This window comes from Sphingobacterium prati (assembly GCF_013167215.1).
In the GTDB taxonomy this organism is placed as follows: Bacteria; Bacteroidota; Bacteroidia; order Sphingobacteriales; family Sphingobacteriaceae; genus Sphingobacterium; species Sphingobacterium prati.
Genome location: NZ_JABJWY010000032.1, coordinates 167109 through 188823, shown reverse-complemented (window position 1 = coordinate 188823; position 21715 = coordinate 167109). Strand labels below are relative to the sequence as shown.

At 40.9% G+C, this 21715-nt stretch carries 16 protein-coding genes and 1 other RNA gene; 11 read left to right on the top strand and 6 right to left on the bottom strand.

Features of this window, described 5'->3' with window-relative positions; genetic code table 11:
* Window positions 1-119: 119 nt before the first annotated feature.
* From gltB to HPC41_RS09115, 3 genes are all read left to right on the top strand, one after another.
* Window positions 120-4634 carry a glutamate synthase large subunit gene (gene gltB, locus HPC41_RS09125; RefSeq protein WP_172393718.1) on the top strand — a complete coding sequence of 1505 codons (4515 nt, stop codon included), beginning with the start codon at window positions 120-122 and terminating at the stop codon, window positions 4632-4634.
* A gap of 17 nt (window positions 4635-4651) precedes the next feature.
* Window positions 4652-6112, top strand: a complete 1461-nt coding sequence (locus HPC41_RS09120; RefSeq protein WP_172393717.1) for a glutamate synthase subunit beta — start codon at window positions 4652-4654, stop codon at window positions 6110-6112.
* 557 nt (window positions 6113-6669) lie between these two features.
* Entirely contained in the window at window positions 6670-9711 is a 3042-nt protein-coding gene (locus HPC41_RS09115) for a VIT domain-containing protein (protein ID WP_172393716.1), read from the top strand.
* A 121-nt stretch (window positions 9712-9832) separates the two neighbouring features.
* Here the strand turns inward: HPC41_RS09115 and HPC41_RS09110 are convergent, their stop codons facing one another.
* The 3 genes from HPC41_RS09110 to tgt form a co-directional block, all read right to left on the bottom strand.
* Window positions 9833-10744, bottom strand: coding sequence for a DMT family transporter (locus tag HPC41_RS09110; RefSeq protein WP_172393715.1), 912 nt, complete (start codon window positions 10742-10744; stop codon window positions 9833-9835).
* 106 nt (window positions 10745-10850) lie between these two features.
* Entirely contained in the window at window positions 10851-11930 is a 1080-nt protein-coding gene (locus tag HPC41_RS09105; protein WP_172393714.1) for an LptF/LptG family permease, read from the bottom strand.
* A gap of 101 nt (window positions 11931-12031) precedes the next feature.
* A complete protein-coding gene (gene tgt, locus HPC41_RS09100) occupies window positions 12032-13162 on the bottom strand; it encodes a tRNA guanosine(34) transglycosylase Tgt (RefSeq protein WP_172393713.1) in 1131 nt (376 codons plus the stop codon).
* A 217-nt stretch (window positions 13163-13379) separates the two neighbouring features.
* Here tgt and HPC41_RS09095 point away from each other — a divergent pair, with 217 nt between their 5' ends.
* Complete coding sequence (locus HPC41_RS09095) at window positions 13380-14543, top strand: glycosyltransferase (protein WP_246250515.1); 1164 nt, start codon at window positions 13380-13382, stop codon at window positions 14541-14543.
* 22 nt (window positions 14544-14565) lie between these two features.
* Window positions 14566-15201 carry a 16S rRNA (guanine(527)-N(7))-methyltransferase RsmG gene (gene rsmG / locus HPC41_RS09090; RefSeq protein WP_172393712.1) on the top strand — a complete coding sequence of 212 codons (636 nt, stop codon included), beginning with the start codon at window positions 14566-14568 and terminating at the stop codon, window positions 15199-15201.
* On the opposite strand, the gene HPC41_RS09085 is transcribed toward rsmG, so the two are convergent.
* Window positions 15202-15792 carry a hypothetical protein gene (locus HPC41_RS09085; protein ID WP_172393711.1) on the bottom strand — a complete coding sequence of 197 codons (591 nt, stop codon included), beginning with the start codon at window positions 15790-15792 and terminating at the stop codon, window positions 15202-15204.
* Between the two features lie 77 nt (window positions 15793-15869).
* Window positions 15870-16103, bottom strand: a complete 234-nt coding sequence (locus HPC41_RS09080) for a hypothetical protein (RefSeq protein ID WP_172393710.1) — start codon at window positions 16101-16103, stop codon at window positions 15870-15872.
* Between the two features lie 221 nt (window positions 16104-16324).
* Between HPC41_RS09080 and dprA the strand changes: the two genes are divergently transcribed.
* The 5 genes from dprA (at window position 16325) to accD (ending at window position 20570) form a co-directional block, all read left to right on the top strand.
* The gene (gene dprA / locus HPC41_RS09075) at window positions 16325-17446 is read left to right on the top strand and encodes a DNA-processing protein DprA (protein WP_172393709.1); all 1122 of its coding nucleotides are present in this window, start codon (window positions 16325-16327) and stop codon (window positions 17444-17446) included.
* A gap of 87 nt (window positions 17447-17533) precedes the next feature.
* Window positions 17534-19036: an MFS transporter gene (locus tag HPC41_RS09070; RefSeq protein ID WP_172393708.1), complete on the top strand. Its 1503-nt coding sequence runs from the start codon at window positions 17534-17536 to the stop codon at window positions 19034-19036.
* Window positions 19029-19265, top strand: coding sequence for a DUF6814 family protein (locus HPC41_RS09065; protein WP_172393707.1), 237 nt, complete (start codon window positions 19029-19031; stop codon window positions 19263-19265). The genes HPC41_RS09070 and HPC41_RS09065 overlap by 8 nt, the downstream gene beginning before the upstream one ends.
* A 142-nt stretch (window positions 19266-19407) precedes the next feature.
* Window positions 19408-19505, top strand: an RNA gene (gene ffs, locus HPC41_RS09060) — signal recognition particle sRNA small type.
* A 222-nt stretch (window positions 19506-19727) separates the two neighbouring features.
* Window positions 19728-20570 (top strand): acetyl-CoA carboxylase, carboxyltransferase subunit beta, encoded by an 843-nt coding sequence (gene accD / locus HPC41_RS09055; RefSeq protein WP_172393706.1) that lies wholly within the window; start codon window positions 19728-19730, stop codon window positions 20568-20570.
* Window positions 20571-20653: 83 nt separating this feature from the next.
* Here accD and HPC41_RS09050 read toward each other — a convergent pair whose 3' ends face one another.
* Window positions 20654-20989 carry a hypothetical protein gene (locus tag HPC41_RS09050; RefSeq protein WP_172393705.1) on the bottom strand — a complete coding sequence of 112 codons (336 nt, stop codon included), beginning with the start codon at window positions 20987-20989 and terminating at the stop codon, window positions 20654-20656.
* A 299-nt stretch (window positions 20990-21288) separates the two neighbouring features.
* Here HPC41_RS09050 and HPC41_RS09045 point away from each other — a divergent pair, with 299 nt between their 5' ends.
* The gene (locus tag HPC41_RS09045) at window positions 21289-21624 is read left to right on the top strand and encodes a MerR family transcriptional regulator (protein WP_077437903.1); all 336 of its coding nucleotides are present in this window, start codon (window positions 21289-21291) and stop codon (window positions 21622-21624) included.
* The last annotated feature ends 91 nt before the right edge of the window (window positions 21625-21715 follow it).

The following is a 21715-nucleotide window of genomic DNA, read 5'->3' as shown; positions in this document are numbered from 1 at the left end:
ATAATAAAACAGATAAAAAGAAATGATAAAATCAAAACAAATACATTTTTATTAAAATATTTATAATTTTTATCATTTTTATTCCTATATTAGCAATGTATAATATTTGAAAAGGAAAGATGATTCAACAAAGACCGAAAACGGAGGGCCTTTACGACCCTAATTTTGAGCATGACGCCTGTGGAGTAGGCTTTGTCGCCCATATCAAAGGGAATAAATCACACGCACAAGTAAAGGACGCTTTGACCATGTTGGAGAACATGGAGCATCGTGGCGCCTGCGGCTGTGACCCCGAAAGCGGAGACGGAGCCGGTATCATGATTCAGCTACCACATGAATTTTTATGGGAAGAATGTATCAATTTAGGAATACAGTTGGAGGAACCTGGTTATTATGGAACAGGAATGGTTTTTCTTCCTAAAGAGGAAGCCATGAACAAAATATGCCGAGATTTGATTGAGGAAGCGGCAGCCGAAAGGGGTATGAAATTCCTTGGCTACCGTCCAGTACCAGTCAATCGTGAAGGTATTGGACCAACAGCGCTCAGTGCCGAACCTGAAATTGTCCAATTTTTTGTTAGCAGACCGGACGGAGTTTCAAACACTGAAGAATTTGAACGCAAGCTTTTTGTTCTACGTCGCCTGATCATTCAAAAAGTTAAACAACAACAAGAATACCCTCTCCCACTTTACTTTGCATCGCTTTCTTGCAAAACAATCATTTACAAAGGTCAATTAACAACTTACCAAGTCGGCACATATTATCTGGATCTTCGCGACCCTCGTGTTGTATCAGCGTTTGGATTAGTTCACTCGCGTTTTTCAACCAATACTTTTCCGTCGTGGTCACTTGCACAACCTTTCCGCATGTTGGCGCACAACGGTGAGATCAACACCCTAACGGGTAACCTCAATTGGTTTTATGCCGGAATGCGCGCACTTTCATCGCCTTATTTCACCGAAGAGGAAATGGAAATTCTGCTTCCTGTCGTTGATCGTGGCCAATCGGATTCAGCTTGTCTCGATAATGTCGCCGAACTGCTTTTACACAGTGGCCGTAGTCTGACCCACGTCATGTTAATGTTGGTACCAGAAGCTTGGGATGGCAACACCCAAATGGATCCACTGAAACGTGCATTCTACGAATATCATGCAACCTTAATGGAACCTTGGGATGGTCCGGCAGCACTTTGTTTTACCGATGGTAAACATATCGGTGCCACACTGGATCGCAATGGTCTGCGGCCATTGCGCTATGCTGTAACTTCGGATGATCGTGTTGTTGTCGCTTCTGAAGCCGGAGCACTTCCAATCGAAGAATCCACCATTATTAAAAAAGGCCGCCAACAAGCAGGCAAGATATTCCTCGTCGATATGGAGCAAGGCCGTATCTTGACGGACAACGAGGTAAAAGATCAATTGATCAACCAACAACCTTATAGCGATTGGTTGGACAACTATAAAATCAAGTTAGAAGAACTGGAAGAACCTCGCGTCACCTATACCTATCTTTCCAAAGAATCTGTTTTCAAATACCAAAAGACATTCGGCTTTTCACGGGAAGATCTCGAAACAATCCTGACACCAATGGCATTGACCGGGTACGAACCAACTGGTTCTATGGGTTCGGATGTTCCATTAGCAATTCTTTCCGATCAGCCACAACATATCTCAAGTTACTTTAAACAGTTCTTTGCACAAGTAACCAACCCGCCAATCGATCCAATTCGAGAGCGTTTGGTCATGAGTTTAGCAACCTTTATCGGTAATGCCGGAAATATCCTGATCGAGGACAAAAAATTCTGTCACTGCGTAACCTTGCCACATCCGATCTTAACATCCAAAGAACTTGAGAAGTTGCGTTCTATTGATACCGGATTGTTTCAGGCAAAAACCATTCAGTCCTATTTCCGTTCGGACGGAAAGCCGGGCTCACTCGAAGCAGGTTTAGAACGTCTATGCAGATATGCCGATGACGCTGTACGTGATGGTTTCCAGGTATTGATACTTTCGGATCGGGCCATAGATTCCAAACATGCGGCTATCCCCTCACTGCTCTCCGTATCAGCGGTACACCACCATCTGATCAAAACAGGGAACCGTGGTGCAGTAGGCCTTGTTGTCGAAGCTGGTGATGCTTGGGAGGTACACCACTTTGCATGTCTATTAGCTTTTGGTGCTACAGCGATAAATCCTTACATGGCGCTGGCAAGTATCCGTACCATGAAGGAACAAAACACCTTGGATACTGAACTTACTTGGCCTGAACTTTCCAAAAACTACGTGAAAGCCGTCAACAATGGTTTGTTGAAAATTTTCTCCAAAATGGGGATTTCAACGTTGCAATCCTATCACGGAGCACAGATTTTTGAGGTACTTGGTATCGACAAGTCTGTTGTTGATAAATTCTTCTGTGGCGCAGTATCCCGTATCGGTGGTATGACGCTGGATGATCTGGCTAAAGAGGCCTTATCTAAACACTGGCGTGGATTTGAAAAAAGTCGTACACCACAGAACCTATTGCCGGAAGGTGGTATCTATCAATGGAAACGCCGTGGCGAAGGTCACTTGTGGAATCCTGATACCATTCACTTATTGCAGCAAGCATGCCGGACCGGAGATTATGCCACGTATAAAAAGTATGCGACCAAGATCAACGCACAGAAAGAACATATGTTTACCCTTCGTGGACTATTGGATTTTGCCAAACACCGCAATTCCATTCCATTGGAGCAAGTTGAGCCTGCAAGTGAGATTTTAAAACGCTTCGCTACCGGGGCGATGTCCTTTGGTTCGATCTCTCACGAAGCGCATAGTACCCTTGCCATTGCCATGAACCGCATCGGCGCAAAATCAAACACCGGTGAAGGTGGCGAAGATGAATTGCGTTACCAACCGCTTCCAAATGGAGACTCCATGCGTTCAGCGATCAAGCAAGTCGCTTCCGCACGTTTTGGTGTGACATCCAATTACCTGACGCAGGCCGATGAGTTACAGATCAAAATGGCTCAGGGTGCCAAACCGGGTGAAGGTGGTCAATTACCGGGCCCTAAAGTGGATGCCTGGATCGCAAAAACCAGACACTCCACTCCTGGTGTCGGTCTGATTTCACCACCACCGCATCACGATATTTACTCCATTGAAGATTTGGCGCAGTTGATCTTCGATTTAAAGAATGCCAACCGCCAAGCAAGAATCAACGTAAAATTGGTATCTAAAGCCGGCGTAGGAACAATCGCCGCAGGTGTAGCCAAAGCTCATGCTGACGTTATCCTCATCGCAGGTTTTGACGGCGGAACAGGTGCTTCACCGATCAGTTCAATCAAACATGCTGGCTTACCTTGGGAACTCGGTCTTGCCGAGGCACATCAAACGCTTGTGAAAAACAAGTTACGGAGCCGTGTGGTCTTACAGGCCGATGGTCAGGTAAAAACAGGCAGGGACATTGTCATTGCTACATTATTAGGCGCCGAAGAATGGGGTGTTTCCACAGCTGCTCTCGTTGCCGGCGGCTGCATTATGATGCGCAAGTGTCATTTAAATACATGTCCGGTTGGTGTAGCAACACAGGATCCAGAGTTGCGTAAACTCTTTTCGGGAAAACCGGAAGATATTGTCAATCTATTCACCTTCCTTGCCGAGGAAGTTCGCGAGACCATGGCATACCTTGGATTCCGTACCATCAACGAGATGGTAGGTCGCGCGCAGTTCTTGAAAAAACGTGAAAATATCGACCATTGGAAAGCGAAGAAAATCGATTTTACCGATATCCTTCATGTTGAACGCAATGAACCAGGACAATCATTATACAATACCGAGGAACAGGATCATGGTATGGGCATGATTTTGGACTGGGGACTATTGAAACAGTCCAAATTAGCTTTAGAAAGCAAGACTCCGGTATTTGGGACCTTCAAAGTAAAAAATACAGACCGTACCATCGGGACCATGCTCTCCAATGAGATTTCTAAGCTTTATGGATCTGAGGGCTTGCCCGATAACACCATCAATTTCAAATTTGAGGGATCCGCAGGTCAGAGCTTCGGTGCCTTTTCGACAAAAGGACTATCTTTTGAATTGCAGGGCGAAGCCAATGATTATGTTGGTAAAGGCTTGTCAGGTGCGCAGTTGGCCATTTACCCGGTAACGGAAAGCGGTCTGGTACCTGAAGACAATATCATCATCGGCAACGTAGCGCTGTTCGGAGCTACATCTGGGCACCTATTTGTTAATGGACAAGCAGGAGAGCGTTTCGCTGTCCGTAACTCTGGAGCTACTGCTGTAGTCGAGGGAGTAGGCGACCACGGTTGTGAATATATGACCGGTGGCCGTGCGCTGATCCTTGGCGCAACAGGTCGTAATTTTGCTGCTGGGATGAGCGGTGGTATCGCCTGGATTTACGACATCAACGATGACTTCCGCGAAAACTGCAACCAGGAGATGGTGGATCTGGATCCATTGGAAAGTGAAGATGAAACGGCAATTATTGCCTTATTGAAACGTCACGTCTTACTGACCAATAGCCGTAGAGCAGATTTCATCTTACAAAACTGGGCTCGGGAGAAAAATAAATTTATTAAAGTATTCCCTAGAGAATACAAAAATGTCATTCGTCAAAAATTAGTTGAAGCATAAAATAGGAAGCACAGATCATGGGAAAAATTACAGGTTTTAAAGAATTTGAGCGCGTGCTTCCAACAAAAGAAGCTGTTGAAGGCCGTGTACAGCACTTCAAGGAATTTAATAAAGGATATTCTGAGAATGAGCTGAACAAACAGGCCGCACGCTGTATGGATTGCGGTATTCCATTTTGTCATTCAGGCTGCCCGCTGGGCAATGTCATTCCTGAATTCAATGATGCCGTATACGACGGAAAATGGGAAGAGGCTTATCAGATCCTCACCTCAACCAATAACTTTCCGGAATTTACAGGAAGGATATGTCCTGCACCTTGCGAATCTGCTTGTGTACTGGGTATCCATAGTACGCCGATCACAATCGAAGAAATCGAGAAGCATATCATTGAGATTGCATTCAAAAAAGGCTATGTTAAAGCCCATAAGAGTTATTTAAAAACAGGTAAGCGTATTGCTATCGTCGGTTCTGGTCCTGCCGGACTTGCTGCCGCAGCGCAATTGAATAAAGCGGGTCATGATGTCACTGTTTTTGAACGCGACGATCAGGTTGGCGGCCTGCTCCGTTATGGTATTCCAGATTTCAAACTGGAAAAGTCTGTTATCGATCGCCGTATCAATTTAATGAAAGAATCAGGAATTGAGTTCCGGGTTGATACCGAGGTGGGAAAAGACATAAGTTTTTACGAGTTAAAAGCCTATGATGCTGTTGTACTGGCTACTGGATCTACCGTGCCATGGCATATGCAATTACCAGGACACGAAGCCAAAGGGATACACTTTGCCATGGACTTTTTGAAACAGCAGAACAAAGAAGTAAACGGTATCAGTATCGATGAGGAGCGCATTTTGGCTACAGATAAACATGTGGTCGTTATCGGCGACGGTGATACAGGTTCAGATTGCATCGGTACTTCCAACCGTCACCGGGCTAAGAGTATAACACAGATTGCGCGTAAACCGACTCCTGCAAAAGAACGTTTAAAAAACAATCCCTGGCCGATGGACAAAATGACATTCGGAACTTCCTCTTCGCAGGAAGAGGGTTGTGAACGTCTTTGGGCAACGGAAACACAAGAGTTTGTTCACGACGAAAATGGCCATGTCAAAGCGGTAAAAATTAAAGAAGTTCAATACGAAGTCGATGAATTTGGTCGCCGTACAAGACTGGGCGAATCCGAAATCCGGGAAATTCCTGCCGACCTTGTTTTATTGGCTATCGGGTACAAACATACCGAGCAAAGATTATTGGAGCAGCTAGGTGTGCGTGTGGATGAAAAAGGAAATATCTTGGCAAACGACAAAGATTACCAAACTTCAGTGGAAAATATCTTTTCAGCAGGCGACTGCCGTAAGGGGCAATCATTGGTCGTGTGGGCGATTTCAGAAGGTCGTGAGTGCGCACGAAAAGTAGACGAATACCTTATGGGATATTCCGAACTTGAAAGTAAAGATTTCTTGGCTACGCACCAGGCATAATTACAAATAATAATCCTCCTATAACAAAAGCACCTTAGGTGCTTTTGTTATAGGAGGATATCCTGCGTTTAGGTCGGATTAAAGCCTATATCCACGCCCATCATCGAAAATTTTTCCTTTGCGGGGACGCAAAATTTTCCAAAGAAAATTTACTCTGCTGCACTGGATACGCTATTTCCCTCGAGGGAATTGAAGAACTCCTTAAGGGAATTTCCTTTCCCTTAAATTTGGGCCAGCGAAACCTCAGCCCAAAAACGTACCCCTAGCACGAATAAACACAGTTTTTTGTGATATTATTATTGCAATCTGGCAAGTATTAGGAGTAAAATACCTTCCAGTTTCCATACCATCCCACGAATTGGTGATGTTGGGCAAAGACAAATCGAAAATAAAAATAGACGGCCTTTATGGAATTTGTTTTTTCATTGCATCACTAGGAAAATAAACAAAATAGTGACCGATAAATTGTTGCTGATACCTTCATCACAGTTGAAACCACCTAACTGCATCGAAGTCTGGAAGGAACAATTGACTACTGAATAAACAAACTTAAAACGATGAAAAAGATAGTATTAGCCCTCTTCGTCTTATTAGTATTTTCCAATATAGATACGAAGTCTCAAATAAAGCCCACCCGGGAAGTGCCTAGCTTGAAAATAAAAAATGAGCACCGCGCCGACGCCGCGAAGCTCGTCAACCTAAAAGTCGATGTAAGCATTTTTGGAAATATTGCCAAGACAACAATGACCATGATTTTCGAAAACACGACACATCGAGATCTCGAAGGCGAACTTACCTTCCCCATGGCTGAAGGTGTTTCCGTTAGTGGCTATGCCTTGGATATTAACGGCAAGCTACGCCAGGCGGTCCCTGTGGATAAAAACAAAGGCACCGAAGTTTTTGAAAGTATAGAAACACGACGGGTAGATCCCGGCTTACTCGAAAAAGTTGAGGGAAACAATTTCCGTACCCGCATCTATTCCTTACCTGCAAAAGGACGGCGTACAGTTCAGATTAGCTATTCCGAAAACCTGACCCCAGAATTTGATCAGACGCTATATTATTATCTTCCTTTGGCCTATAACACCATTATAGAGAACCTTGAATTGGACATCAATGTCTATCAAGGCAATAAAAAACCTATTTTTACGGAGCAGCCCGATGGTTCATTGGCATTTTCCGAACAAAATCACAACTATGCCGCTGCACTCCATAAACAACAATTTAAAGTCCAACGGAATCTTGCTATTAAACTCCCTCTAAATCAAAATTCGGTTGCTGGCCTAAAGCAAGTCAATCGCGATAGCAGCTTTTATTTTCTCGCCAATGCAAAATTGGAGATCCCTAAACAGACACAAAAAAAATGGGGCAACAGCATTTCTATTATTTGGGACCGTTCCCTAAGTGCTAAAAATAGAGATTTAGAAAAAGAACTCAGCCTCTTGGATCAATTTTTCAACACAAATCAAAATGTAACAGTTGATCTGGGCTATTTAGATATCCATTTCAGCAAAGCCCGTACATTTCAAATCAATCAGGGAAACTGGGAAGAGTTAAAAAATCAGCTGAAACAGACAGTCTATGATGGAGGAACCGATTATAGCCAAGTCAAAAGCGGAATACTGCATGGTGCGAATTATCTCTTTTTCAGTGATGGACTCTCAACATTTGGTCAAGGCAAAATTGCGCTTGATAAGCCCACCTATTGTATTACATCCTCAGCCAGTTCAGATTATGCCAACCTCAAACAAATTGCCCAAACACATTTTGGAAAAATGATCAATTTGACCAATACAACCATCGATCAAGCCTATACTACATTAAATACAATTGAGCTGCTCTTTTTGGGCATAAAAGAACAGCATGCTTTTACAGAAATCTATCCCGAAAAGGGGACAACTATTCAGTCTTATTTTTCTATTTCAGGAATTGGTAAAGACAAGCTGTCACAAGAAATCACACTTTTAGTAGGTAATGGAACAGGAGCAATTAAAGAAATCAAAGTTCCTTTAAAGTCAGACGATGGGGAAATCGATCTGCAGCAAATCTGGGTCCAGAAGAAAATAGCAGCATTGGATACCCAATACGAAGACCATCGTGAGGAGATTGAAGCAATCGGCAGGCAGTTTGGTGTTGTTACAAGAAACACAAGTTTAATTGTACTGGAAAATGTGGAAGATTATATACGCTATGCAATTACGCCGCCGGCAGAATTACTCCCCGAATTCAACCGGCTCAAAAAAGAAGAACGTATAGAAAAAGAAGAACGTGTGGCGGATCTATTATCTCAGGCCCAAAATATCAGCGAAGAGCTGCGATCCTGGTGGAATACCGACTTTCAGCAAAAAGGAAAATATCCACAACGGGAGCGGTCGCGTCGGACGATAGATTCCATGGCTACGGCAGACGAGCCCTCCGAAACCATTGTTGCTCCCCCAATGCCTTCTCGTTCTTCGGCAAGCCCAGTGGCCACATTCCCGGTTGTGGAATCCAAATCAGCAGAGGGTGCTAACAATAACAGCGTGTCTGCGTCCGCCAATTCAAGAGCAGCTAACGCAGAAGCCAGCGCTCAGGAGGCTGCGGTTAGTAAAGATGAACTTATGGAAGCCGTCACAGTAAGTGCCTATCAGGCACTGGAAGGACACGTAGCAGGAATACAAGTGACGAATACGCACAGGCGTACAACTGGAAAAATCAATATTCCCGAAATTAAAGAAGACCAGTCCTATCTACATGAGCTTAATCAATCCAAAGATCCTTACAAAAGTTATCTCCAGCTCCGTGATCAATACCTGGGCACACCGACTTTCTATTTTGATGTCGCCAACTTCTTTTTCAAAAGAGGAGATAAACAGAAAGCACTACTTATCCTGAGCGCAATGGCGGATCTACAAATTGAAAATACAGATCTTTACAAAACTATTTCTTACAAACTCAGGGAATGGGGAGATGTCGACCATGCCCTATATATAGCCGCTAAAATATTACAATGGCGACCGATGGATCCACAGAGCCATCGCGATTACGCCCTGGTATTACAGGACGAAGGCCGGTACAAAGAAGCCATTGAGCAACTCTATGGTATTTTGACACAAAGCTATTCACCTGAGGCAGCCGATCGGGATGATGGTATTGAAGAAATCCTTGTCATGGAACTCAATAATCTAATCACATTTCAACAAAGAGAAACTGCTCAAATTTCTGTGGAGAAGAAGCTTATTGCCGATTTACCGGTTGATATGCGTGTAGTCATCAACTGGAACTCCCAAAATACAGATATTGATCTTTGGGTAACTGATCCAAACGGAGAAAAATGCTTCTACAGCAATCCTAAAACAGCAATTGGAGGTCGCCTTAGCAACGACTTTACTGGAGGCTATGGTCCAGAACAGTTTTTATTAAAGAAAGCGCTGAAAGGAAAATATAAAATAGAAGTTGATTTCTACAACGATAGTTCCTTGACCCTGGCTGGTCCCGCTGCTGTTCTGGCAGAAATTTACACCTATTATAGTACGGGGAGACAGGAACGGAAACTCACGACGATCTACCTTAATAGGGATCAGGAAAGAAATGTTCTGGTAGGTGAATTTGCCTTTTAATTTGCCCGACAATTGGATTTTTGATATGTTGAACAATCAAAAGCCAGCCGTTGTCAGGAACATGAGCGTGTACGACAAAAGATTACTGGGCTGTCCAAAAAGACGGACAGCCCAGTAATCTTTAATGTAATTTTCGGATGATCAGATCTTTCTGCCTTTTCTCCAATTTCGTTTTTACATAAGGATAGGTAAACACTGCACCGAGAACGATACATGCACCGAGATAAAATCCACCGCTCATGGTTTCCTTCTGTCCAAAGATCAACATCGCCAAAAGTATTCCATAGACAGGTTCCAAGTTGGTCGTTAACGCAACAGTAAAAGCAGACAATTCCTTCATCACCGCTACGCCCATGACATAGGCTACTGCCGTACAGACTACCCCTAGCAATAAGAGATAAATTAGATCCTCTTGCCCCAATTTCATCTCCGCATTGAAATCCCCAGTAAACAGCATCAGTATGCTGATCCAAAAACATGCCCCCAACATTTCATAAAATGTAATCAACGTTGGACTTGATTTTTTAACCATTCTTGCATTGGCAATGGAAAATATACTCGCGCAGAAAGCACAGCCCAGACCAGCCAATAGACCGACTAAATAATGTGTTTCAAAGGAAAATATAGTATAAATCCCAATGATAATCACCAGACCAACAACAATATCCAATAGTGCTATACGTTTTTTATTTATTATAGGCTCCAGGATTGCCGTGAACAGTGTAACCGATGACAATGTGACCAATGTTACTGAAACAGTAGATACCTTTATGGAGTAAAAAAATAAAACCCAGTGTAATCCAACAACGGCTCCCACCATAAAAAACTGAAGAAACTGCTTTTTAGAAACCAATATTGTTTGTTTGGTCAACAGAAAATAAACCAGCAAGGAAACAGATGCAATGGCTACGCGATACCAAACCAGATGAATGGCCGAAACAGAGATTAGACTACCTAGTATCCCCGTAAATCCCCAAATAAGGATTGTTAAATGCAGAATTAAAATATTCCGATTTAAATGAATTTTAGACATATTCAATAGAATATAATTTATTTTGTAATGGCGATGAAAATCATCATAAGCAGCACTATTTTTCCCTTTCTTCGTGATGCTTAAGCCAGTGATGATATAAAAGAAATTATTTTGGGGCCTTTATCGTTAAGTAAATTGCAACTAAAAAGAAGGTTACATTTGGAATCAATACCGCAATTATTGGCGGCAATCCTCCTTTCAGCGAAAACATATTAGCAAATTGAATAAAAACAATATAGGTAAAACTTAAGCCGATTCCGATCCCCAGACTTAAACCGATCCCTCCTCTAACCTTCTTCGATGACAGCGCGACTCCCATGAGCGTCAAAACAAAGGCGGAGAACGGATAAACATAGCGTTTATATTTCTCAAGCAGCAGGTCATTGATCACACCCGTTCCTCTTGTTTTCTCTTTATGGATCCGAATGTTTAGTTCACGGGTATCCATTGCAGTAAACATATTGTCCCGTAGTTCGAAATCCGAGGGTTTCATATCCAATGTTGTATCTTTGACTGTCCCCTTATCCATTCGTTCATGTAGACCATTAATAATACGATTGGTGTACCCTTCAATTTTCCATTTCGTCGCAACCGAATCCCAGGTAATACGGTCTGCCATCATTTTTTCCTTCAATGTATCGCCCTTGAAAATTTCCAATACAAAACCATAGCCGGTTTTGGTACTATTATCAAAGTTATCAATATACACATAGCTATTTTTGTCCAACTGCATATGTGTCGATATGCGAGAATTGTCTTTCAATGGCTTAACGTAGATGTTTTCAAAATCCACCTTCATCTTATTGGTATGGGGGATAATGAATATATTGAATACCAAGGAAACGGCAAAAATTAATGTTGCCGATATCATATAAGGGCGTAGTAGACGATTGAAACTGTATCCCGCGCTTAATATCGGAACAATCTCGGTCTGATCTGCCATTTTCGAGGTAAAAAAGATAACTGCAATAAAATTAATCAGCGGACAAAGGAAATTAAGATAAAACGGGATAAATCCAGCATAATACTCAAAGATAATCTTATTCAAAGGTGCTTTATATTTCAGAAAGTCATCCAATCTTTCAGACACATCAAAGACCACCATAACAACCGTGAATATGGCCATGGTGAACACAAATGTTGTCAGATATTTTTTGATGATGTAACGATCGATTAACGAAAGCATATTTTTAGATTTGAGTATTAAGATATGAGATTTGAGACGTTACTTCTGCAAGCCCAAAGCGCACATACTTTATCTATATTTTATTTTTTTATGTGATTCTATTACAAACGTTGATCCAAAATTTTCACCATTTTATTTTTCCAATCATAGAATGTACCGTCTATAATTTTCTGTCTTGCTTGATTGACTAACCAAAGATAAAAATGTAAATTATGTAATGAAGCAATTTGTGCTCCTAAAATTTCTTGTGATTTTATCAGATGTCGTAAATATGCTTTGGAATAGAATTGATCTGCATGTAAGTCACTTTCCACTTCGATAGGCGAAAAATCATCCTTCCACTTTTCATTCTTGATGTTAATGATCCCATTTTGTGTAAAAAGCATACCATTTCGCGCATTTCGCGTTGGCATAACACAATCAAACATATCAACACCTAGCGCAATATTCTCCAAGATATTCACGGGAGTGCCTACCCCCATCAGATAACGTGGTTTTTCTTTCGGCAAAATATCACAAACAACTTCAGTCATCGCGTACATTTCCTCTGCCGGTTCACCTACAGATAATCCGCCAATTGCATTTCCATCCCGATTAAAAGATGCTATTGTTTCTGCTGATTTTATTCTTAAGTCTTTATAAACTGAGCCCTGTACAATAGGGAATAAGGTCTGATCATATCCATAGCGTGGATCTGTGCTATCAAAACGATCTACACATCGCTTCAACCAACGGTGAGTCATATCCAACGAACGGCGTGCATAACCATAATCACATGGATAAGGTGTACACTCATCGAACGCCATGATGATATCCGCACCGATGATACGCTGCGTATCCATCACATTCTCTGGCGTAAAAAGATGTTTTGATCCATCGATATGAGATCGAAAAGTAACACCCTCCTCTTTAATCTTACGCACTTCCGTCAATGAGTATACTTGATAACCGCCAGAATCGGTCAAAATAGGGCGATCCCACCCGTTAAACTTATGCAATCCACCAGCTTTATTTAATACGTCCAATCCTGGACGCAAATAAAGATGATACGTATTACCTAAAATAATCTGTGCTTCAATATCATTTTTCAACTCATGCTGATGAATGGCTTTCACCGTGCCAGCGGTGCCTACAGGCATAAAGATAGGAGTTTGAATGGGACCGTGTGCAGTTTCGACAACACCCGCACGTGCTTTTGATAGTGTATCTTGTGCTTGTAGCGTAAATTTCATTAATATTTTCCTCTGAGACTAATTTCCGTTTTAGGAGATGGACTTCTTTTTTTGTTTTCCCATTAATATGGCAAAATTAATTTTCAAAACGGAAATAAGGTTCCGCTTCCGTCTATGCCATCTTTTCCTAAAATATGTTGCAAAAATACTATAAAAAGATTTGCAAACAGGATGTTTCAGGAATAAATTATTATTTTCCTTTATAAAAAGATTATGAATGCGCTTATCTTTGTTGGCTATGCTTGACCTACATGTATTTTTGGCCAATCTTCCATATATCGTATTTGGGATATTAGGTCTTTTCCTATTGGTACAATTATATTACATCTTATTTGTTTACAGCAAATTGAGCAGGTATCAAATTGATTCTTACCAAGAAGGGACCGATCTTCCGCCAGTATCTGTCATTATCTGTGCACACAATGAGCAGGATAATCTCCGCGAATTCTTACCCAGTATCCTTGAACAAGATTATCCCAATTTCGAAGTCATAGTCGTCAATGATTTTTCCACCGACGAAACGCCTTGGATATTGCAAGAATTTGACGAGCGATATGCCCATTTAAAAATTGTGGATATCAAAGAGCATATCCGATTGAAGCATGGCAAAAAATTCGCCGTAAGCATGGGAATCAAAGCTTCGAAATATCAGACCTTGGTATTTACCGATGCGGATTGTGCTCCTCAATCTGATCAATGGCTGAAAGGGGTTGGTTCAGCCTTCAAACCAGAGACCGAAATTGTATTGGGCTATTCGCCTTATTTTAAGAAGAAAAGCTTATTAAACATCCTGATCCGCTTCGAAACGAGCCACACTGCTATGAGTTACCTATCCTATGCGCTCAAAGGGGATGCCTATATGGGTGTTGGCCGAAATATGGCCTACAAGAAGGAGCTCTTCTTTCGCAACAAAGGATTTGCGGCACATATGCACATCAAATCTGGCGATGATGATCTTTTTGTCAATCAAAATGCAACGCCTACAAACGTCAATATTGTCCTTGCTCCAGCTACTATAGTATACTCCGCCCCCAAAGCAACCTGGAAAAGCTATTATAAACAAAAAGCAAGGCACTCAGGTGCCTCCACCATCTATAAAAGACATCACCAACGCATGTTGGGGACACAACTGGTATCGGCAGTATTATTTTATGTTACCCTGATTGCTGTCGCTATTGCTTTTCCTGCATTTTGGTACGTTCCTCTTGCCGCTTATTTACTAAGACTATGCTCACAATGGGCAATTTTTATGGCTATCTATAAGAAACTCGAAGTGAAAGAACTGATTTGGTGGCTTCCTCTGGTAGACTTCATCTACTATTTCTATATTTGCATCAATGGTTTGTTCAGCCGAAAAAAGAAAAAAATAAGCTGGAAATAATTCACCCTTAAAACAAGACATTTTGAATCCTACAGTCGATATCATCTACTCCTATTTTCCGAAATTAACGGATATACAAAAGGAACAGTTTGCCAAGCTTGCTGACCTCTATACTTTTTGGAATAGCCAGATCAATGTAATTTCACGTAAGGACATTGATAGTCTATATCTTCATCACGTACTACATTCATTGGGTATCGCCAAGTTCGTTCAGGAGCTCGCTCCGGGAACACAGATTTTAGATGTCGGTACGGGCGGTGGATTTCCGGGCATCCCCATGGCGATCCTCTTTCCAGAAGTCAAGTTTCACTTAGTGGACTCTATTGGAAAAAAAATCAAGGTCGTACGTGAAGTTGCAGCTGGGTTAGGACTTAAAAACGTGGAAGCTGATCATATTCGGGCCGAACAATTGGACGACAAATATGATTTTGTCATCTCACGGGCAGTCACCAGACTTGGAGAGTTTGCCCCTTGGATCCGAAATAAATTCGCAAAAAACGACAAAAATGGAATTCCTAATGGAATCCTTTATCTGAAAGGCGGTGACTTAAGTGAAGAAATTAAAGAGTCGAAATTAAAGGCTGAATTACATCCACTTTCAGGCTACTTTAAGGAAGATTTCTTTGAAACAAAATATTTGGTATACGTACCGATGTAATCAAAGTTTAGCATTACCCATAGGCAGTTGAAGTCGCCTATGGATAATGTCTACAGAATCCAGGTAATATTTTAAGCACTTATGTACATAAGCGATCTTTTCATATCGATCATGATCATAAAGCCACGTTAAAGAAGGCTCATAGTATATCCTAAATTTATTCAACGAATCTCCCGACAACTTACTGTATTCTTTAGTCAAGACGTACCACTCCTCACGAATTAAATCCTGCTGATACTCTTTTTCGAACTTGCGTTGGAGCTTTCTCGCATGCCGGCCTTTTCGGCTAAATTTGTTATAAAGTTTGTTAAGGTTAACCGCGATCCCTCCTTGATGTGGCAATGTGACCATATTCTTGGTATCGCCCCAAAAATAGATAGATTTATATTCTTCTTTTTTTTGGTCCAGCATGTCTTTGGCCAAAAGGTTTTTACGAATGATCTGAGCCGTGTCCAATCGAAGTGTATCTTTTCCGTTTTTCTTTTTCACGGTATCCTGCAAAACAACGTCTATAGGTTGGGCAAAAACCGGCTGATCAAAGGCCAAATAGATGCATAAAGCGATTAAAAATAGGAAACCAATACGTGCCATATCTATAATTGATTACCCTAAAATAACCAACAGGAAATAAGTCCGTAATAATTTTAACGATCTTTAACTTACAAGACTTATTGGCCAAGTTCTTTTTTGATCTCCTCCCCGATCAAGTTGACCTCTTCATCCATTCCAAACATCGGCAATTCGGTCTCAGGATTCAGCTTCAGCCAAGTGGTATCGGTATCCTTTATAATCTTCACATATTCCATTCCATCCTTAAAGATCACATAGGTATCTTCCTCTTCCGGAAAAACGGAATAAATTATATCCCCCAATTCTATATCAAACGGTTCTTTCATTTCCATGCTAAAAAATATTGTTAATCCGACAAAGCTACCAAATCCAGTACATTCTTCCCAGATACGTCGTCCAAATTTTTATCTTAAAAAAGAATGGTTTCTAATCAAAGTTCACTGCAGAGTGAAGCAAATCCCAATATCGATCTGAAATTGCTAAAGCAAATTATTTATTCTAAGGAAAAGTTATACAAGAAGTTATAATTTTCACTATATTTAAAGTACCAATTATGAAACTAATCTATCCCATAGCTTTGACTAAGATCAAGGGCATTGGCCCTAGAACAGCCCGTAATATCATGGCGCATTGTGACAGCTTAGCAGATTTCTTTTCCTTTTCAAAAAAAGAGCTGATGCAAATCTCTGGGATACGGGAATCAATTGCTGATGCCATACGCAACAAAACATACCTGGATGCCTGTGAAAAAGAACTTGCTTTCATCGACAAACATCAAATTAAAGCGCTATGGATCGAAGATCAGGAGTATCCCGATAGGCTTAAACAATGCGATGATGCGCCTCTTATGTTATATTACAAGGGAAACGCAGCACTCAACACAACAAAGGTAATCAGCATTGTCGGCACAAGACATTCAACCCATTATGGCCAGAAATTATGTGAAGACTTTATCCAGGACTTAAATGAAAATCGAGATCTCCTGATCGTTAGCGGACTAGCCTATGGCATTGATGCTTTAGCACACCGCAATGCATTAAAGAATAATATACCAACCATTGCAGTGCTAGCACATGGGTTGGATCGGATATATCCGGCATCCCATCGTGAACTTGCGTCAAAAATGCTCGAAAACGGTGGATTATTAACCGAATTCACATCTGAGACTATACCCGAACGAGTAAATTTTCCAATGCGAAACCGCATTATCGCCGGAATGGCAGATGTTACTATCGTGGTAGAAGCGGCAATTAAGGGTGGCGCATTGATTACAGCTGAAATTGCAAATAGTTATCACAGAGATGTATGTGCCTTTCCCGGATCCATTTACGAAAAGAGCAGCGAAGGAACCAACTATCTAATCAAAACAAACCGGGCTCATATGATTAGAAAAGCAGAGGATCTCGACTATGTAATGAATTGGGAAATCAGCAAACGAAGTGAAGCAAACAAGCAGTTAACACTTCCCCTGAATTTGACAAAAGATCAAGAGCACCTTTTTAATCTCATTCATACAACAGGACAACTGGCACTTGATCAAATGATCGATTTACTCAAATGGCCCCAGAGTAAGTTGGCGCTAATATTATTGGAACTGGAAATGCAGTCTCTAATCTATTCGTTACCCGGAAAAGTATACAAATCGCAGGGGCAGTCTACAATGGTAACCAAATAAGTTATCCAGTAATTACAAGAAAAGAATATATAAATTCATTCAAATCAAATTCTATATTACGCAAACATAACACTAAACCGATTATTAATGAACGAAAACAGTACAAAGAGCATCTGGAAAGTCATCGGTGCCTCATCCATGGGCACACTCATTGAATGGTATGATTTTTTTATTTTTGGAAGTCTCTCCATCGTAATCTCAACAAAATTTTTCCCCGCAGACAATCCCACTGCCGCTTTTCTATCCACCTTAGCTACGTTTGCTGCTGGATTTGTCGTACGCCCTTTTGGGGCATTATTTTTTGGTCGCTTAGGCGACATCATAGGCCGCAAATACACCTTTATGGTGACACTAATGCTAATGGGTGGCGCAACTTTTTTGATTGGCTGTATTCCAAGCTATGAAAGTATAGGTTTTTGGGCCCCTTTAATCGTCCTGATCCTACGGCTTTTACAAGGACTCGCTTTAGGAGGCGAATATGGAGGGGCAGCTACTTATGTCGCCGAGCACGCTCCTTTGGGACAACGTGGTTATTGGACATCCTGGATACAGACTACCGCTACCTTCGGCCTATTTATCTCCCTTGTGGTGATTCTTTTAACCAAAAGCTTTCTGAGTGAGACACAATTTGATAGCTGGGGATGGCGCGTTCCTTTCCTACTCTCTTTAATCATGGTTTACGTATCCTATCTTATCCGCAAAAAAATGAAGGAATCGCCTGAGTTTAGCAAAGCTAAAGCTGAGGGCAAGACAAGTACCAACCCGCTAAAAGAAAGTTTCGGAAATCGGTATAACCTCAAATTTGTTTTACTAGCCTTATTTGGTGCGGCTATGGGACAGGGAGTCGTTTGGTATACCGGTCAATTCTACTCCATGAGTTTCATGAAAACAGTCATGCATCTACAATCGGATCAAGCAGATACCATTTTAGGTATTGCGTTATTGTTAGGAACTCCATTTTTTGTCGTTTTCGGATGGCTTAGTGATAAAGTTGGCCGCAAGTGGATTATGTTGGGCGGTATGCTCCTTGCAGTATTAACCTATCGCCCGATCTACGAAGCGATGTATCAACTATCGAATGTCCAGCAAAAAACCAAGCTAAACGAAACTACTGCACCTAGTTCCCAACAAAATTCCACCATCATTACGATCACAAAAAGCCAGTATGCCGATGGGACAGAAATGACCTATTCAAAAATCCAGCATCAAGAGGGCGAGCTTAAAGGAAAAGAAACGGTCAAAACGGCTGTGCATTTGACGGGCAAAAACTATATACTGCTGATTGCCCTGATTTTTATTCAGATAATCTATATTACAATGGTGTACGGTCCGATTGCTGCTTTTTTGGTAGAATTATTTCCTGTAAAAATCAGATACACCTCTATGTCTTTACCGTACCATGTGGGCAACGGTATATTCGGCGGACTCCTTCCAGCAGTTTCCACATATCTCACGACAAATGCGGAAGCATCCAATACACCACAATTTTATCTGGCAGGGCTAGGGTATCCTATCATTATTGCTGCTGTCTGTTTTATTATTGGTAGTCTATACATCAACAACAAATCAACTCCTTCAAATCATGAATAATCTAAAAAAGCTACTCGGTATCGTCTGGATCATATTGGCTATATACACCGCATATTTTTCTATTTTTGAGCTTGCAATACCCAAAATTTCAACAGGACAGCAAGAAGATTTGGTCTTTGGTATTATCATCCTCTGCATTTTAACGCCTATCATTTCACTGGGCTTAGGCCTTTTTGGCTATTATTCATTATTGGGCGAATACAACAACAATAAAGATGTAGTGCAATAGAAAATACTTCATGGCCATCTTAACAATTATTTCCAGTTGACAAGATGGCCATTTACACAATTTATTCTCATGAAAATCAGCACAGTATAATAAAAAGACATTTTTTCTTTCCTAAAACTATTTTTTTTTCTACTTTTGTGCCGGGTAAGTCTTCTACGACCAGCTCCCATTGACTCCCCCAGGTTGGGAACAAAGCAAGGGTATTTGGTTGAGCGGTGCGATAGGAGTAGCTTACCCTTTTTTTGTGCCCAAATTTTTGGTTAAGCACCAAGCTACAATATCAGCGCGTCCAATTCTGCAAAACAATACGCGCTTGAATCGGACTTCTTATCCCTCCTCAATTTATTTACAGGCAATCCTTACGACGAAAGTAGCTGATTTACGGCCATTTACATTCAACACAATTATAATTGTATATAAAAGCATTTTTATCTAAGTTTGTAGTCGAATAAGAACTATCGTATGAGTTGGTTTAAAAGAGAAAAAGCTGGTATTAGCACAGCTACCGCTAATAAAAAAGAAGCACCAGATGGCATGTGGAACAAGTGTCCCACTTGTAAAAAACCGCTGTTGCATCTTGAACAAGTAGAAAACGACTACGTTTGTCAATATTGTGGCCATCATTTAAGAATTGGCTCCAAGGAATATTTTTCAATTTTATTTGACAATAACGAATTTACCGAACTATTCCCTAATCTAAATTCTGGCGATCCTCTGGAATTTTTTGATTCAAAACCATATCCAGAACGCTTAAAAGAAAGTCAAGCTAAAACAGGCCTTAAAGATGCAATACGCTCTGGTCACGGCAAAATGAATGGCCAAGACATTGTGATTGCCTGTATGGACTTTAGCTTTATCGGAGGATCAATGGGTTCCGTCGTTGGCGAAAAAATCGCACGTTCCATTGACTACTGCCTAGAACATAGAATTCCATTTATGCTGATTTCAAAGTCAGGTGGCGCACGTATGATGGAAGCCGCTTTTTCTTTGATGCAAATGGCAAAAACTTCTGCTAAATTAGCTTTACTGGCGCAGGCAAAGCTTCCTTATGTCTGTCTATTGACTGACCCAACCACAGGTGGGGTTACAGCATCTTATGCCATGCTAGGAGATGTAAACATAGCTGAGCCCGGTGCGTTGATCGGATTTGCCGGTCCCCGTGTTATCAAAGAAACGATCAAAAAAGATCTTCCAAAAGGATTTCAAACATCTGAGTTTGTACTTGAGCATGGATTTTTGGACTTTATCGTTGACCGGAGACAATTAAAAAACAAAGTAGCGACTTATCTGAAATTGGTCGGATAAACGGAAAAAATATAAATAAAAACAGCTCTTAAAATGTTTTAAGAGCTGTTTTTATTTATAAGCAAAATTTCAAGCCGAATCATTTATAAATGATTCCAAAATGTCCAGACCTTTCTTCTTGATAAGTAGCCGGGATCATGTTCATGACGGTATGCTTCACGTTCAAAAGAAATATTTCGATAAGCCCGGTCAAAATCCCGAAAACGAGCAAAACGAACCACAAATTCACCTAAATACCACAGATAAAAAAATACAATACCCAATTCCAAAGCCTGCCGCAAATGAATGCGCTCATGGCGGATTAGCTGCTCATTAGCTCGAAAAAATCCATATTTAAGAAATATAATGGGAAAAATCGTGACTGCATTGGCTCTACCAAAGGAAAATAAATTTGTCCAAAATTTACTAACTATAATCATTTAATCGGTCAATAAGTTTCAACACTAATCAAACTTAGCTATTTTAACCCTGATTTACAATGCTGACCATCGCGTTTAATAGCGCATCATACCACAGATACAACCATATGCCGAGCGGATATAAACCTTAAAGCCCGCAATGTAAGAATTTGTTCAACGTTAAAACTCGTCAGGCCATAATTCTGTATTATTCGCTCAATTTCATTGTTTTATTTCCTACCAGCCTAAAATAAGAGCGGGCAAAATTTCTTTTTGAATTGGAATTTTTATTAAGTTTGCTATAGATTAATTACGAAGATATGCCGTACAAAGAGCGTGAAATAAATAAATTGTATTATACAATGGGAGAAGTTACAGAGATGTTTGATGTAAATGCGTCCCAAATACGTTTTTATGAGCGTGAGTTTGATATTCTTCAACCCAAGAAAAATAAAAAGGGAAACCGCCTCTTTACACAAGAAGATATCGCAAACCTCAAAATTATCTTCAACCTGGTAAAAGAAAAAGGTTATACATTACAAGGAGCGAGAGACTATCTCCGCGACAACAAATCCGAAGCTAAAGAAAACCAACGTGTTGTGGATTCCTTAGAACGATTAAAAAGCTTCTTGTTAGAGGTACGCGATTCTTTATAAAAATCAATATAACATGCTCTCCGCTAGGCTCCTCAATACACTTTCGGAGAAGTTTGATGATAATACATAAAACGCGTAAAATAAAAGATAT